At 69.9% G+C, this 15,689-nt stretch carries 14 protein-coding genes and 1 pseudogene; 2 read left to right on the top strand and 13 right to left on the bottom strand.

What is annotated here, in order from left to right; genetic code table 11:
• The 8 genes and pseudogenes from MR1_RS05560 to MR1_RS05595 form a co-directional block, all read right to left on the bottom strand.
• Nucleotides 1–198, bottom strand: a pseudogene (locus tag MR1_RS05560) (hypothetical protein); the annotation flags it as partial.
• 64 nt (nt 199–262) lie between these two features.
• Entirely contained in the window at nt 263–2,077 is a 1,815-nt protein-coding gene (locus tag MR1_RS05565) for an ABC transporter ATP-binding protein (protein ID WP_067243796.1), read from the bottom strand.
• The gene (locus tag MR1_RS05570; protein WP_067243798.1) at nt 2,074–3,975 is read right to left on the bottom strand and encodes an ABC transporter ATP-binding protein; all 1,902 of its coding nucleotides are present in this window, start codon (nt 3,973–3,975) and stop codon (nt 2,074–2,076) included. Before MR1_RS05570 ends, MR1_RS05565 begins: the two co-directional genes overlap by 4 nt.
• A 647-nt stretch (nt 3,976–4,622) precedes the next feature.
• Nucleotides 4,623–5,123, bottom strand: a complete 501-nt coding sequence (locus MR1_RS05575) for a methylated-DNA--[protein]-cysteine S-methyltransferase (protein WP_067243800.1) — start codon at nt 5,121–5,123, stop codon at nt 4,623–4,625.
• A 14-nt stretch (nt 5,124–5,137) separates the two neighbouring features.
• Nucleotides 5,138–6,664 (bottom strand): AlkA N-terminal domain-containing protein, encoded by a 1,527-nt coding sequence (locus tag MR1_RS05580; protein WP_067243813.1) that lies wholly within the window; start codon nt 6,662–6,664, stop codon nt 5,138–5,140.
• Between the two features lie 106 nt (nt 6,665–6,770).
• Nucleotides 6,771–8,225: an amino acid permease gene (locus tag MR1_RS05585; protein WP_067243802.1), complete on the bottom strand. Its 1,455-nt coding sequence runs from the start codon at nt 8,223–8,225 to the stop codon at nt 6,771–6,773.
• A gap of 35 nt (nt 8,226–8,260) precedes the next feature.
• Complete coding sequence (gene ctlX, locus MR1_RS05590) at nt 8,261–9,187, bottom strand: citrulline utilization hydrolase CtlX (protein WP_067243805.1); 927 nt, start codon at nt 9,185–9,187, stop codon at nt 8,261–8,263.
• Nucleotides 9,184–10,221 (bottom strand): ornithine cyclodeaminase, encoded by a 1,038-nt coding sequence (locus tag MR1_RS05595; RefSeq protein WP_067243815.1) that lies wholly within the window; start codon nt 10,219–10,221, stop codon nt 9,184–9,186. Before MR1_RS05595 ends, ctlX begins: the two co-directional genes overlap by 4 nt.
• Nucleotides 10,222–10,344: 123 nt before the next feature.
• Here MR1_RS05595 and MR1_RS05600 point away from each other — a divergent pair, with 123 nt between their 5' ends.
• Nucleotides 10,345–10,776, top strand: a complete 432-nt coding sequence (locus tag MR1_RS05600; protein WP_067243816.1) for an Lrp/AsnC family transcriptional regulator — start codon at nt 10,345–10,347, stop codon at nt 10,774–10,776.
• 80 nt (nt 10,777–10,856) lie between these two features.
• On the opposite strand, the gene MR1_RS19295 is transcribed toward MR1_RS05600, so the two are convergent.
• Both MR1_RS19295 and MR1_RS05605 read right to left on the bottom strand, forming a co-directional pair.
• Nucleotides 10,857–11,144, bottom strand: a complete 288-nt coding sequence (locus tag MR1_RS19295) for an META domain-containing protein (protein ID WP_084344394.1) — start codon at nt 11,142–11,144, stop codon at nt 10,857–10,859.
• 104 nt (nt 11,145–11,248) lie between these two features.
• Nucleotides 11,249–12,493 carry a S1 family peptidase gene (locus MR1_RS05605; RefSeq protein WP_067243809.1) on the bottom strand — a complete coding sequence of 415 codons (1,245 nt, stop codon included), beginning with the start codon at nt 12,491–12,493 and terminating at the stop codon, nt 11,249–11,251.
• A 101-nt stretch (nt 12,494–12,594) separates the two neighbouring features.
• On the opposite strand from MR1_RS05605, the gene MR1_RS19690 reads away from it, so the two are divergent.
• Nucleotides 12,595–12,765, top strand: coding sequence for an Lrp/AsnC ligand binding domain-containing protein (locus tag MR1_RS19690; protein ID WP_255218103.1), 171 nt, complete (start codon nt 12,595–12,597; stop codon nt 12,763–12,765).
• A 37-nt stretch (nt 12,766–12,802) separates the two neighbouring features.
• On the opposite strand, the gene purH is transcribed toward MR1_RS19690, so the two are convergent.
• From purH to MR1_RS20000, 3 genes are all read right to left on the bottom strand, one after another.
• Nucleotides 12,803–14,410, bottom strand: coding sequence for a bifunctional phosphoribosylaminoimidazolecarboxamide formyltransferase/IMP cyclohydrolase (purH, locus tag MR1_RS05610; RefSeq protein ID WP_067243811.1), 1,608 nt, complete (start codon nt 14,408–14,410; stop codon nt 12,803–12,805).
• 53 nt (nt 14,411–14,463) lie between these two features.
• Nucleotides 14,464–15,066: a phosphoribosylglycinamide formyltransferase gene (gene purN / locus MR1_RS05615; RefSeq protein ID WP_067243812.1), complete on the bottom strand. Its 603-nt coding sequence runs from the start codon at nt 15,064–15,066 to the stop codon at nt 14,464–14,466.
• A gap of 9 nt (nt 15,067–15,075) precedes the next feature.
• The coding region (locus MR1_RS20000; protein ID WP_255218102.1) for a cell division protein PerM at nt 15,076–15,689 on the bottom strand (614 nt) is incomplete at its 5' end.

Below are 15,689 nucleotides of genomic sequence, written 5' to 3' on the forward strand. Positions count from 1 at the left end.
CGCCACCCGCACGTCGTGCCGGGCGGCGGTGGCCTCCTTCTGCGCCGCCTGCAGGTCCAGCCGGGCCGCGTCGTACGCGAGCCGCCGGCCGCCGGATGTCCGGAGGCGGCGGATCCCGAAGGCGCTCACGGCAGCCGCGCCGGCGACGACCGGCGCGGTCCACCAGAACTCCGCGGCGACCGCCCAGAAGGGATCCACACCGTCGAGCCTACCGATCCGCCCCGTCGGCCGAGCCGCGCGGACGCGACCCGGCCGACGACGATCACACCAGCGTCTGCTGCCACGCCGCGTGGAGCTGCGCGAACTTGCCCGTGCCCGCGATGAGCGCGGCGGGGGCGTCGTCCTCGATGATGCGTCCGTGCTCCATCACCAGGACGCGGTCCGCGATCGCGACCGTCGACAGGCGGTGGGCGATGATGATCGCGGTGCGGTCCGCCAGCAGCGTCTGCAGCGCCTCCTGGATGAGCCGTTCGGACGGGATGTCCAGCGATGCCGTCGCCTCGTCGAGGATCAGCACCGCCGGGTCGGCGAGGAACGCGCGCGCGAAGGAGATGAGCTGGCGCTGCCCGGCCGAGACGCGCCCGCCGCGCTTGTTCACGTCGGTGTCGTACCCGTCCGGGAGCGCCTCGATGAACGCATCGGCGCCCACCGCCCTGGCGGCGGCACGGATCTCGTCCAGCGTCGCGTCGGGCTTGCCGAGGGCGATGTTGTCCGCCACCGTGCCGCTGAACAGGTAGGCCTCCTGGGTGACCATGACGATCGCGCGGCGCAGGTCCTTGGGGTGCAGCGAGCGCAGGTCCACGCCGTCCAGGGTCACCGCGCCCTCGGTCGGGTCGTAGAACCGCGACACGAGCTTGGCAAGGGTCGACTTGCCCGCGCCCGTGGTGCCCACCAGCGCCACGGTCTGGCCCGCGGGGATGTCCAGCGAGAAGTTCGGCAGGATCGTCTTGTCGCCGTTGTACCCGAAGGTCACCGCGTCGAACCGGATCGCACCGCGCGCCTCCCAGAGGTCGACCGGCTTGTCCGGATCGGGGACGCTCGGCTCCTCCTCGAGCACGCCCGAGACCTTCTCCAGCGCGGCGGTGGCCGACTGGTAGGAGTTCAGGAACATGGCGATCTCCTGCATCGGCGCGAAGAAGTTGCGCACGTACAGCACCGCCGACAGCAGGACGCCGACGCCGAGAGCGCCGGTCGACACCCGGATCCCGCCCCAGAGGACGACCAGACCCAGCGTCAATGCCGCCACGCCCATCAGCCCGGGCTCGAACGTCCCGAACAGCACCATCGACCGGCGGTTGACGTCGCGGTAGTCCCCCGCGAGGCGGCGGAACGTCTTGTCGTTACGGGGCTCCTTGCGGAACGACTTCACGGCGCGGATGCCGGTCATCGTCTCGACGAACTGCACGATCACCTTCGCGCTGACGACGCGCGACTCGCGGTACACCACCTGCGAGCGGGTGTAGAACCAGCGCATCAGCAGGACGAGCGGGATGCCCGCCACGGCCAGGATCACGCCGGACTGCCAGTCCGCGATCACGAGGGCGATGAAGGTGAACACGCCGAAGAGCACGCCCGAGACCAGGTTGTTGAGTCCGCCGTCGAGGAGCTCGCGGATCGAGTCCAGGTCGCTCGTCTGCCGCGAGATGATGCGGCCCGATGTGTAGGACTCGTGGAACTCCAGGCTCAGCCGCTGGGTGTGCAGGAAGATGCGCTTGCGCAGGTCCAGCAGCACCGCCTGGGTGATCCGGGCCGCCATCACGACGTACCAGCCGATGAGCGCGGAGCCGGTGAGTCCCGCGAACAGGTAGACGACGCTCACGAGGATCGTCGGGCCCCAGCTCGCGCTCTCCAGGAGCGCGGGCAGCGCGCGGTCCAGCCCGATGCCGATGAGGATCGGCCCGGACACCTGCAAGGCGGTGGACACCACGAGGACGATCGCGGCCATGGCGATCCGCACCCGCAGCGGGTGGATCAGCGAGCCGAGCAGCCGCAGGGAGCGACGGCGGATCGCGCGGCTCTCCTCCCGCGTGAGCTGGGAGCGGTCCTCGTCCCGTGTTCCGGTGATCGCGGTGGTCATGCCTGCACCTCCTTCTCGGTGAGGGTCTGTTCGTTCTCGTCGGCGGCGTTCTCGACCGCGGCCGTGGCGACCGGGGGCTGGCCCCCGACGATCGGGATCGCTCCGGTGCGCACGGCCTCCTCGGCCTCCAGGCTGGAGATCACGTGACGGTAGTGCGCGCTCGTGCGCAGCAGCTCGGTGTGCGTGCCCACGGCGGTGATCCGACCGCGCTCGAGCAGCGCGACCCGGTCCGCCAGCGCGACGGTGGACGGGCGGTGCGCCACGATGAGGGCGGTCGTCTCGGCGAGGACGTGGCGCAGGGCCTCCTCCACCAGAGCCTCGGTGTCGACGTCCAGCGCCGACAGCGGGTCGTCCAGCACCAGCACCTTCGGGGCTGCGGCGACGGCGCGCGCCAGCGCCAGACGCTGGCGCTGGCCGCCGGAGAGGCTCAGCCCCTCCTCTCCGATGACCGTCTCCGTGCCCTCGGGCAGGGTGTCGACGAACCCGGCCTGCGCGACCTCCAGCGCCTCGCGCAGGACGCGCTCGGCCTCCTCGCTGTGCAGCTCCAGGTCCGCACGTCCCAGCAGGACGTTCTCCCGGACCGTCGCGGAGAACAGCGTCGCGTCCTCGAAGGCCATCGCGACGTGCGTGCGCAGTTCGGTCAGGGTGAGGTCTCGGACGTCGACGCCGTCGAGCGTCACCCGCCCGCCCGTCACGTCGTAGAGACGAGCCGGCAGCGTGGTCAGCGTGGTCTTCCCGCTGCCGGTGAGCCCCACCAGCGCCATGGTCTCGCCGGGCTCCAGCACCAGGTCGATGCCGTCGAGCAGATCGCGCTCCCCGTCGCGGGCGTCCTGGTAGCGGAAGTGCGCCCCCTCGAACGCCAGCCGGCCGCGCGGATCGCGGATCGTCTGCGGCGTCTCCGGGTCGGTGATCGTGTTCGTCTCGGAGAAGATCTCGAACACTCGGTCGGTCGCCGTGCGCGCGTCCAGAAGGAACGAGAACAGGAACCCGATCGACTCGATCGGCCAGCGCAGCACCGTCGCCATCGCGAAGAACGCGAACAGCTGCGGCAGTTCGATCGCGCCCTGGAAGATCAACCAGATGCCCGACAGCAGGCTCAGGCCGAACGCGATCTGCGGCATCAGGTCCAGCCAGAACCAGATGGTCCCGACCGCACGGGCCTTGCTCATCTCCGTCTCGCGGAGCGTCTCGGCCTGGGAGCTGAAGCGCCGCAGGGCGTGGCGGCCCCGACCGAACGCCTTCAGGACGCGGATGCCGTGCACGCTCTCCTCGACGCTCGTGGCGAGGTCTCCGGCCTGGTCCTGACTCCGCCGGGTCAGCACGCCGTAGCGCTTCTCGAAGAGGTAGCCCTGGATCCACATCGGGACGCCCGTCACGAGGAAGATCGTGCCCAGCAGCCAGTGCCACTGGAACAGCAGAACGGCGCCGATGACGATCGTGAGGATGTTCACGACCAGCAGGATCATGCCGAAGGCGATCCAGCGTCGGATGAGGTTGATGTCCTGCATCATCCGGCTCAGCAGCTGGCCCGAGCCCCAGCGGTCGTGGAAGGCCACGGGCAGTGTCTGCAGGCGCGCGTAGAGCTCCGAGCGCATCTGGTACTCGACCTCGGTGGCCGGGGTCAGCACGAACCAGCGGCGCAGCCACACCATGACGGCCTCGCCGACGCCCAGGGCGAGGATGGCGAGGGCGCCCAGCGCGATCGGCCACGGCTCACCCGACTGGACGGGGCCGCGCACGATCTGTTCGAGCACGATCGGGATCATCAGGGCGATGACGGCCGCGCCGAGCGCGCTCAGCGCGCCGCCGACGAGCCGGCCGATGATCGGGGCGATGAAGGGCTTGAGCCGCCAGAGCGCGGCGGTGGTGGACAGGGACGACGAAGACGTGGAAGACATGATTCTCAGCAGCGACGATGACGAACGGAGGAGGGGAAGGGGGAACGACGGATGCGATGCATCCGCGAGAAATGACGCAGGCCGTGCGGCGGGGGCTCTATCCCAGAACGAGGATGACGGAGCCCTGAACGGGAGCGTAGGCCGGGGCGAGGACATCGCGGGTGATCGACGCAAGGGTGATCGTGGGCATGACATCCTCCTGGAGCTCGGCGTGATCGAGCCGGTCGGCGCGACAGCCCACCAGCCTATTGCTGGGAACCGGCTGAAAGCAACAGGAATTCCCGTTCAGCCCGGATCCGACAGCCGGGCCGCCCCCGGTCGTTGAGCGAGGAGCGCAGCACCGAGACGAAACGGTTCCAGCCCCGGTCACCGCGTTTCGACTCGCTCCGCTCGCTCAACGACCGAGAACCGCCACGCCCCGGTCGTTGAGCGAGGAGCGACGCACCGAGACGAAACGGCTCCCAGCCCGGGTCACGACGTTTCGACTCGCGGAGACCCGCACTGAGCGAGCGAAGCGAGTCGAAGTGTCGCTCAACGACCGAGAACCGCCACGCCCCGGTCGTTGAGCGAGGAGCGAAGCACCGAGACGAAACGCGCCCAGCACCGAAACGAGACGCGCGGCGTCGCTCGACGACCGAAGGGATCCCTCAGCGAGCGGCCTCCCGGGCGAGCAGCCGCTCCTTCACGTCAAGCCCCCAGGCGAACCCCCCGAGCGATCCGTCCGTGCGCAGCACGCGATGGCACGGCACGAACAGCGCGGGCGCGTTCCGGGCGCAGATCGACGCGGCGGCACGGACCGCGCGCGGGTTCCCGAGCTCGGCGGCGAAGGCCGTGTAGGTCAGCGGCTCGCCCGGGACGATGCGCCGCAGCAGGTCCCACCCCGCGCGCTGCAGACCCGTGCCGTACTGGCTCACGGGCACGTCGTCGATCGCGGCGAGCTCGCCCGCATAGTAGGCGGCCACGGCTTCGCCGGCGGCCGAGCCGCCGTCGCGGACCCGCACGTCGGTGGGGCGGTGCGCGGGCGAGAGGCGGGCCAGGATGCGGTCGTGATCGGCGCTCCAGCCGGCGACGAGCACGCGGTCCGCGTCGTCGGAGAGGATGGTGAAGGCGCCGTCGGGGGTGTCGACGGTCTCGATGGAGGCGGACATGGACGTTCCTTTCGTCATGCGCGGACGGGGTCGGACGAGGCGGACGCACGGCGCGTCGGCCGGACCGGCGCCGCGCGCCAGAGGTGAGCGGTCAGATAGCTGCGCCAGGGCGCCGTGCGGGCGGCCCAGCGATCGAGGCCGGCCGGATCCGCGGGGATCCCGGCGACGGCCGCACCGGAGCGGACGGCCACGTCTCCGGGAAGGATGACGTCCGGATCGCCGAGGATGCGCATCCGCACGTAGTCCGCCGTCCACGGGCCGATCCCGGGCATCGCCAGGAGGGCGGCGCGCTGGTCGGCGCCGTCGTCGCCGAGCGTCAGCGTCAGCGAGCCGTCGGCGAGCGCCGCCGCGGTCCCGGTCACCGCGCGGATGCGGGCCGCAGGTCCGCGCAGCACCTCGGCGCCGCGTTCCGCGATCGCCGCCATCGTCGGGAAGAGCACCCCGGCGTCCTCGCCCTCGCCGACCCGCTCGCCGAGGGCGTCCGCGAGCGCCGTCAGCGCCGTTCGCGCTGCCGCGACCGTGATCTGCTGGCCGATCATGGCGCGGATCAGCATCTCGTGCGCATCGATCGCACCGGGGACCCGGATGCCCGGAGTCGCCGCGACCAGCGGGGCGAGCTCGGCGTGGCCGGCGAGCGCGGCGTCCACGGCCTGCGGATCCGCGTCCAGGTCGAACAAGCGCCGGGCCCGCGCGACGAGGGGCGCGAGATCGGAGAGGTGAGTCAGCCGGGCGCGCAGGCGCATCCGGCCGTCCGCCGCCCGGCGCAGCTCGAACCAGGCCGGTCCCGCGTCGAGGCGGACGTGCCGGGCGAAGGACTCCTCCCCCGCCGCCTCCATGCCCGGAAGCGCCCTGGCCCGCATCCACGCGAACAGGCCGTCCGCGTCGAACGGCTCACGGTGCGGGAGGACGAGCTCGATCTCCCCCGGAGCCGACGCGGCGCGGGCGGCGGCGTCCGTCCCTCGGCCCGGCGCCGGGCGCCGGGCGCGCAGCTCTCCCGGCGCGAGCCCGAAGACCTCGCGCACCGTGTCGTTGAACTGACGGACGCTGGCGAAGCCGGCGGAGAAGGCCACATCCGAGATCGGCAGATCGGTCCCGACGAGGAGCATCCTCGCCGTGTGGGCACGGTGGGCGCGAGCGAGCGCCAGGGGGCCCGCACCGAGCTCCGCCGCGAGCAGCCGCGTGAGGTGCCTGCTCGAGTATCCGAGGCGACGGGCGAGGCCGGGGACCCCCTCCCGCTCGACGACCCCGTCGGCGATCAGCCGCATCGCCCGGGCGGCGAGATCGCCGCGCACGTTCCATGCGGGAGAGCCGGGCGCGGCCTCGGGGAGGCATCGCTTGCAGGCGCGGTAGCCCGCCTCGTGGGCGGCCGCGCTCGTCGGGAAGAACGTCACGTTCGCCGGCTTGGGCGTGCGCGCCGGGCAGCTGGGCCGGCAGTAGATCCCCGTGGAGCGCACCGCCGTCACGAACTGGCCGTCGAAGCGGGTGTCCCGGGCGCTGATCGCACGGTACCGCTCGTCGAAGGTCATCACCGGGAGGCTCATCGTGTCCTCGTCGGTCGTCCTGTGCATCGCATGCGTCCAGCCTGGCATGTCCGAAAACCGCCTGCTCGCGGAAATCGGACATCGCGGTGCGCGGTGGCTCCGGCGGCTAGACGGGGCCGGCCTCGTCGTCCAGGGCGTGCCGCGTCGTCGGGATCGGGGCGGTGAGGGGTCTGCCCTCCCGCAGCAGGCGCCGCTTGCGCAGCTGCCACAGGATCGCGAGCAGGACGAACCAGACGGGCGTGGCGAGGAAGGGCAGGCGCGTGTCCTCGCCGAACACGAGCGTGGCTGCGATGAAGACGAAGAACCCGAGCACCATCCACGGGGTGACCCGGGACAGCGGCATCCGGAACCGCGACACCGCGTGCCGCTCGGGGTGTCTGCGGCGGTAGACGATGTAGCTGACGACGATCGACCCCCAGGTGAACAGCACCAGCGTCGCGCACACCGAGGAGACGAACGTGAAGGCCGCGACGACCCCGTCCCCCGCGAACAGCAGCGGGACCGCCGTGAACAGGAACACGCACGTGAAGAACACCGAGCGCAGCGGCACCCCGCGTCGGTTCGTCGTCGCGAACGCGAGCGGGGCGTGGCCGTCCTGGGACAGCCCGAACAGCATGCGCGTTCCGGAGTAGATACCCGAGTTCGCGCTGGAGGCGGCCGAGGTGAGGACCACGAGGTTGATGACGACCGCGGCGATCCCGAGACCGGCGTAGAGCAGCGTCGTGACGAACGGGCTCTCGTCCGGCCTGATGCGGTCCCACGGGGTGATGCTCATGATGATGGCGAGCGCCCCGATGTAGAAGATCAGGATCCGCACGACGATCGAGTTGATCGCCTTGGGCAGCGAGCGCCGCGGGTCCTTGGTCTCGGCGGCGGCCGTGCCGACGAGCTCCACACCGATGAACGAGAAGATCCCCATCTGGAAGCCGAGGATGAACCCGCTCAGGCCGAACGGGAACAGCCCGCCGTGCTCCCAGAGGTTCGCGACCGATGCCGACGTCCCGGTGTCCGGGTTCTGGAAGCCCGTGACAATGAGGACGATCCCGGTGACGATGAGCGCCAGGATCGCGATGATCTTGATGAGCGCGAACCAGAACTCGACCTCGCCGAAGTACTTCACCGGCTGCAGGTTCAGCAGCGTCAGCGCGACACAGGCGATCAGTGCGGGGATCCAGGCCGGGATCGCGGGGTTGAAGAACTTCACGTACCCGGTGATGGCGATGATGTCGGCGACGCAGGCCACGACCCAGGAGAACCAGTAGGTCCACGAGACGAAGAAGCCCGCCCACGGCCCCAGCATGTCCTTGGCGATGTCGCCGAAGTTCTTGTAATGCAGGTTCGACAGCAGCAGCTCCCCGAGCGCTCGCATGACGAAGAAGATCATGAAGCCGATGACGAGGTAGACCAGCAGCACCGCCGGCCCGGTCACGCTGATCATCTTCCCGGACCCCATGAACAGGCCGGTGCCGATCGCGCCGCCGATGGCGATGAGCTGCAGATGGCGGTTGCTGAGCCCGCGGGCGAGCCCCTCGCCGGTCGTCGGCTCGGTCTTCACGGTCATGCGCTCACTCCTTCGTGATGCGGAACGGGGAGCCTTCAGAGGGTACCCCGGGGATCCAGGTGGATACCCGCGACCATGCAGCGGACCGACCCTCCTGCCAGCTCGATCGGCCCCACGTCGATCGGGAGCAGCCGGCAGGACTCCGCGATCGCGCGGCGCTGAGACACGGTGAGGGCGGCGTGACCCGTGGCCGAGATCGCCAGCACCCGCTCGTCGTCCCGGCCGCGCAGCTCGATCGCGTTCGCCGCGAAGGAGGCGACCTGCTCTCGGGTGAGGCGGACCACCGTGCGGCCGCTCTCCTCGATCCGGCGCACGATCTCCTCCCGCCGCGCCGCGGGGACGATCGTCTCCGCACCGACCAGCGCGACATCGGTCCCGATGCACATCATCACGTTGGTGTGGTAGATCGCCGTCCCCTCGGCGTCGACCGCGTCGAACACGACCGGCTCGTAGCCGAACACCGTGCAGAACCGCTCGACCAGCAGCGGGTCGCAGCGATGCGAGCGCACCGCATAGGCGATCCGTGAGACGTGGTCGAGGACCATCGCCCCCGTGCCTTCGAGGAACAGGTCGTCCTGTTCGAGCCCGGAGTAGTCGATGACCTCCTGGACCCGGTAGGCCTGCTTGAGGAAGTCGACGACGTCCGCCCGGCGCTCCCCCCTCCGGTTCTGCGCGTACATGGGATACAGGGCGACGCGGCCGCCTGCGTGGGTGGAGAACCAGTTGTTCGGGAAGACGCTGTCCGGGTGCGCGTCGCCGGTGTCCTCGAAGAGGTGCACCGCGACCCCCGCCTCCGTCAGGGCGTCCGCGACCCTCGTCGTCGCGTCGTACGCGGCACGGGCCACGTCGTGATCGGCGGTCTGCTGGAAGGAGTTGTCCGCGGCGGTCTGCGGGTTCGGGCGGAACCGATGCGGGCGCACCATGACCACGGCACGGGGCGCCTGCGCCGAGATCGCGCTCACACCGGGGCCCCGACCGCCGCGCCGGCGGCCACGAGCGCGAACAGGTCCTTGGGATCCGCCGGATCGGCGATGAGGTCGACGTCCGCGTAGTAGTCGGTGCCGTCGAGGGCGGCGGCGAGGTGACGCAGGGCGGAGAAGTCCTCCAGGGCGAAGCCCACGGAGTCGAAGACCGTGATCTGGTCGGGCGAGGTACGGCCCGCGGCCTCTCCGCGCAGCACCCGCCAGAGCTCCGTCACCGGGTGGTCCGCCGCGAGCTGCTGGATCTCCCCCTCGATCCGCGTCTGCGGCGGGAACTCCACGAACACGTCGGCGCGCCGCAGGATCGCCGCGTCGAGCTCGGTCTTGCCCGGGCAGTCCCCGCCGATCGCGTTGACGTGCACGCCGGGAACGACCATGTCGTCGGTGAGGATGGTCGCGTACGTCTTGTCGGCCGTGCAGGTCGTGATGATCTCCGCGCCGCGCACGGCGTCGGCCGCGCTGTCGGCACGGACGACGTCGAACCCGAGCGGGCGGATGTTGCGCTCGAACACGTCCATGGCGTGGGGGTCCGTGTCCCAGATCCGCAGCCGCTCGATCCCGAGCAGGCGCCGGAAGGCCAGCGCCTGGAACTCGGACTGGCTGCCGGTGCCGATCATGGCCATGGTCGTGGCGCCGGCCGGTGCGAGCACCCGGGCGGCGACCGCGGAGGTCGCGGCGGTGCGCAGCGCCGTGAGGATGGTCATCTCGGCCCACAGCGTCGGGTACCCGCTGTCGACGTCTGCGAGGACGCCGAAGGCGGTGACCGTCTGCAGCCCTCGCGCCGGGTTCGTCGGATGCCCGTTGACGTACTTGAAGCCGTACGTGCGGTCGTCGCTGATCGGCATGAGCTCGATGACGCCGACGTCCGAGTGGCTCGCGACCCGCGCGGTCTTGTCGAACGCGGGCCAACGGCGGAAGTCCTCCTCGATCGTCCCGGCGATCCCGGCGATCGCGGTCTCGATCCCGGTGTCGATCACCCAGCGCTGCATGTTCGGCACGTCGACGAAGCGGACCATCCCGCCCCCGTTCTCCTCGGTCCTTCCACGGTAGGAGGCGGTCATCATCACTTTCAATCAGCAGTGTGGATCATTTCTACGAATGGTTAACCACTATGGGCAGCAGTGTCGTACATTGTGCTCATGCAGGATCTCGACGACCTGGACCGGCGACTGCTGTCACTGCTCCGCGCCAACGGGCGGGAGTCCGTGGCCGACCTCTCCCGGACGCTCGGAGTCACCCGGGCGACCGTCGACAGCCGCATGCGCCGGCTGACCGAGAACGGGGTGATCGTCGGCTTCAGCGTGCGCGTGCGCGACCCGGCCGCCGCGTCGGTGGTCCGCGCGATCATGCTCATCGCGGTCGAGGGCCGCAACACCGGGGACGTGATCCGGAGTCTGCGCGGCGTCCCGCAGATCGCGGCGCTGCACACGACGAACGGCCGCTGGGACCTCGTCGCGGAGATCAGTTGCGAGAGCCTGGCGTCCTTCGACGCGACCCTCGGCACCATCCGCGGGATCGAGGGGATCCGCGACAGCGAGACGAGCATCCTCCTCAGCTCCGCCACACCCTGAGCGCGGTGGCGCCGGGCGCGGCGGAGCCGACGAGGCGTCAGTGGAAGAAGTGGCGCTCGCCCTCAACACTCAACGCTTCTTTAACGATCCTGCCGAGTAAGAACGCCGAGTTGTTGTCCGCCGCGGTTGCTGAGCTTCAAGGAATCGTCAGCCTCCAGGTTTCCCGTCTCGGCATGCGTCAGCCAGACGGTGACATCGGGACATTCTTTCTGCGTACCGCCCAAGAACTTCATTTCAAACGAATGCTCCGTCAGAGACCACGTACCCGCCACCGTGTTGCAGTTGTCGAACCCAACGAACGTACCGTCCTGACTGATATCGATAAACTCACCAGAGGAACCACGCCACATCCCTACAAAATTGGACATCTTGACCGTCGGTTCAGGCGGGCGCGGAGGCTCCGAGGAACACCCTGCGAGCAAAGCGCCGGGCAAGACCAGGGCGAGCGAGGAGAGTGCACGAGTAGATCGATTCACGGGACCGTGTTGCCTGACGCGTCGATCACCAGATTGACGCGAGTCATCGACAGCGCGTTCCGCACCTGACTAAATGCGGAACCTCCGCTGACGGCGCTGCCGTGGTGGATGCCCAAAGCGGTGGTACCTGAGTACCACGGCCCTCCCGAGTCCCCCGCTACCGTGATGGTCTGCTGCGTCCTGCACAGACCACCAACCGGGTAGGTCTGCCCCGTGTCCGGCACCCGGCTGTTGGATCGAACCCCGCACTCGGCGACGTTCGAACAACCCCAGTCTGTGTTTTTCCCATACTTGCAAACGAATTGTCCAACCACAGCGTAGGCGTGGGTGTTGAAGACTCGGAGCTGTCTCTGATGACCGATAAAGGTCTGCCCGCTCAATCCGTACTTGCTGTGATTCCATCGAAAGTCTCCACCTCCGCTCCCCGGGCTCGTGGAGAGCGAATAGGGAACCGGATCGTGGAAGGCATTCGCGATGCCATCATACGAACCGGTCCCGGGACAATGTCCCGCCGTGAAGATTCCCAGCTCGGGGCCGTACTTGTGCTTGACGGGGAATGCCCCAGTACATGCTTGGGCGAGCACGCGAGCGCCGTGCTGAAGGACCTCTGCAACCATGCCGTCTTCGACGGCTTCAGAGCGAAGAGAGAAGCTCCCGAAGTCGATGACACGGGCCGCGGTCCGCATCGACTTCTCAACAGCTTCGGCTGAGAAGCGCACGATCAAAGAAGGGGAGTATTCGACGACGATCTCCCGATCCCTCGGGACCGGATAGACGGTAACCGGAAAATCGCTTCCGTGCGTTTCCAAAAGCGAGTGAAAGAGTAGATCTACCGACGTATCGATCTCCCTCTCGCTCAGCCCGAGGCCCTCCCGCAGTGAAACTCCTGGCAGGTTCGCGACCGCATCCTCCGCTCCGGCAGGGACCCCCTCCTTGAAGGCGATCCAACCAGAGCGTTGGTCCGCGGCCACCTCGGCAGCCCCGAAGTCCTCCGGGAAGGCCTCCCTAATTCGATCAACGACGCGAGAGAACGACACTCCCCAGGTTTCCTCTCCCGCTTCGGCCGCCGCGTCGTCGCGCTCCACCAGCTCTTCGAAGCTCGGCGAGTCCGAAGATTGCATCGCAGATTGTGAGGCCGCCAAGTCGACCGCTTGGGCGCCAGGCGTGACCGCCGGCGTCAGCGAGAACGCAGCCACCGCGAGCAGTCCTGCACTCGCACGCACCATAGCGGTCATCGTCATTGAACCTTCCCCTTCGCGTGGTGAACGATTCCCGAATGATAACCATCGCGAATTGCATGCCACAAGGGGAGTCATGATGCACACCGATATCGAATCGGGCTCTGAGCGGCCGACCGTCGAGCACTCGATGCCCGAACGGCCGCTGGGACCTCGTCGCGGAGATCAGCTGCGAGAGCCTGGCGTCCTTCGACGCGACCCTCGGCACCATCCGCGGGATCGAGGGGATCCGCGACAGCGAGACGAGCATCCTCCTCAGCTCCGCCACCCCCTGAGCGCGGTGGCGCCGGGCGCGGCGGAGCCGACGAGGCGTCAGTGGAAGAAGTGGCGCTCGCCCGTGAAGAACATCGTGACGCCGGCCTTGCGCGCGGCGTCGACGACCTCGCCGTCGCGCACGGATCCGCCCGGCTGCACGATCGCGGTGATCCCCGCGTCGATGAGGACCTGGGGACCGTCGGCGAAGGGGAAGAACGCGTCCGATGCCGCGACCGAGCCCGCGGCCCGGTCGCCGGCCCGCTCCACCGCCAGACGGCACGAGTCCACGCGGTTGACCTGGCCCATGCCGACGCCGACCGTGGCGTTCCCCTTCGCGAGCACGATGGCGTTGGACTTCACCGCGCGGCAGGCCTTCCAGGCGAAGATGAGGTTCTCCATCTCGGCCTCGTCGGGGCGCTCGCCGGACACCAGCTCCCAGTTCTTCGCGACCGAGAAGATGTCGTCGGGGAACCGGTCGGCATCCTGGAGGAGCAGGCCCCCCGAGACGAGGCGCACGTCCATGCGCTCCTGCTGCCAGTCCTCGGGAAGCTGCAGCAGACGGAGGTTCTTCTTGGCCTTGAAGACCTCCAGCGCCGCCGGCTCGAACGCGGGCGCGACGATGACCTCGGTGAAGATGTCCTTGAGGTTCTCCGCCATCTTCAGCGTGACCGTCCCGTTGGCCGCGATCACGCCGCCGTAGGCCGACACCGGGTCGCACTCGTGCGCGCGCAGGTGCGCGCTGGCGATGGGGTCCAGGGCATTCGGGGCCGTCGTGGCGATGCCGCACGGGTTCGCGTGCTTGATGATCGCGACCGCCGGCAGCACCATGTCGTACGCGGCGCGCAGAGCGGCGTCCGCGTCGACGTAGTTGTTGTACGACATCTCCTTGCCCTGCAGCTGGGTCGCCTGCGCGATGCCGTGCCCGCCGACGCGCGTGTAGATCGCCCCGCGCTGGTGGGAGTTCTCGCCGTAGCGCAGCGTCGCCAGGCGCTCGGCCTTGATCGTCAGGTGGGCCGGAAGGTCCTCGCCGTCGCCGAGCGTCCCCTCCGTGAACCACTGGGCCACGGCCGAGTCGTACGTGGCCGTGTGGGAGAACGCGCGCGCGGCCAGTTCGCGCCGCTGGACGAGGGAGGTGCCCCCCGCGCCCACGGCGTCGATGATCGCGGGGTAGGACTCCGGCGAGACGACGATCGCGACGTTGGCGTAGTTCTTGGCGGCGGCGCGGACCATGGCCGGGCCCCCGATGTCGATCTGCTCCACCACGTCGTCGCCCTCGGCTCCGGAGGCCACCGTCTCGACGAACGGGTAGAGGTTGACCACGACGAGCTCGAACGGCGCGATGCCGAGCTCGGCGAGCTGGCGCTCGTGGTCCTCGAGGCGAAGGTCCGCCAGCAGCCCGCCGTGGACGCTCGGGTGCAGCGTCTTGACCCGCCCGTCGAGCATCTCCGCGACGCCGGTCACCTCGGCGACGTCCGTCACCGCCAGCCCCGCCTCGCGGATCGTGGCCGCGGTGGACCCGGTCGAGACGATCTCCACGCCCGCGTCCGCGAGGGCCTGGGCCAGCGGCAGCAGACCGGTCTTGTCACTCACCGAGACGAGCGCGCGACGGATGGGGACGGCGTCACGGGAGCGGTACAACGACGGGTCGTGGCGGGGGCCGGCCATCAGGGGGTCCTTCCGGGTCGGGGGCGGTGTGCGGCGGAACGGGGATGACGGAGTCAGGAGGGCGCGGTGGTGCGCGCGGCAGCGAGGTCGATCTCGCCGGTGGCGATCCGGCGCACGACGTCGATGAGGAGGCGTCGTTCGACGGGCTTGATGCGGTCGTGCAGCACGTGCTCGGTGTCCCCCGGCAGCACCGGGATGCGCTCCTGCGCGAGGATCGGCCCCGTGTCCACCCCGTCGTCGACGACGATGACGCTGGCGCCGGTCTGTGAGACGCCGGCCGCGAGCGCGTCCCGCACCCCGTGCGCACCGGGGAACTCCGGCAGGAAGGCAGGGTGGGTGTTGATGATGCGCGGCGCCCAGGCGGCCACGACCGACGGCGGCAGCAGACGCATCAGGCCGCTCAGCACCACGAGGTCGGGCTTCCACACGCGCAGCTGCTCGTCGAGCTCGGCGCCCCACGCCTCACGGGAGTCGTGCGCGCGCCACGGCACCGTGAAGGAGGGAATCCCGAACTCCTCGGCGTGGGCGAGGCCGTCGGCCTCGCGGTCCGCCCCGACCACGACGATGCGCGCCGGGTAATCGGGGTCGGCGGCCGCATCGAGCAGGGCACGGAGGTTCGAGCCGGTGCCCGAGATGAGAACGGCGACCGAAAGCACGCGTTCAGTCTAGCCGCGCGGATCCTCGCGCCCGACCTCGTCCGTGCCGAGCAGCTCCTCCGCACGGAGCTCGTCCCGATGACGGGGACCGAGCAGCAGGATGCCCGCGCCGACGAGGACCTCGATGCCGACCGCGAGGGCGACGGGTCCCGCGTCGGGACCGACCTCGGCGAGGCGGCCCGGCCCGATCGAACCCGACGACAGCACGGCGAGGAGCGCCGCGCCGCCGGCGGCCAGCACCGCGATCGCCAGCGCCGTCGTCGCCTGCGGCAGCACGTCGGGCTCGTTCCCGGCCGAGGCCTGGCGCGAGCGGATGATCCATCCCGCCAGCGCGCCGGCGCCGATGGGGATCAGCACGACGACGAGCATCCAGGGAGAGGTCGCCTCGGGGAGCAGTCCCAGCATCGGTATGCCGGGGACGACGCCGAGCTCGGTGCCGGCCGGCGAGACGGCGGTGCCGGTGCCGAGCGCGAAGCCGGGACCGGCCAGCCACGCCACCGCCCAGCAGACGAGGGTCGGCAGGTAGGCGAGCTGGCCCAGGCTGATCGCGGTGACCCCGAGGCCGTCCACGCGAAGGGCTTCGAAGAGGGCGACGACCTCGCCGCCGCGCAGCAGCGCCGCCA

This window comes from Microbacterium resistens NBRC 103078 (assembly GCF_001552355.1).
In the GTDB taxonomy this organism is placed as follows: domain Bacteria; phylum Actinomycetota; class Actinomycetes; order Actinomycetales; family Microbacteriaceae; genus Microbacterium; species Microbacterium resistens.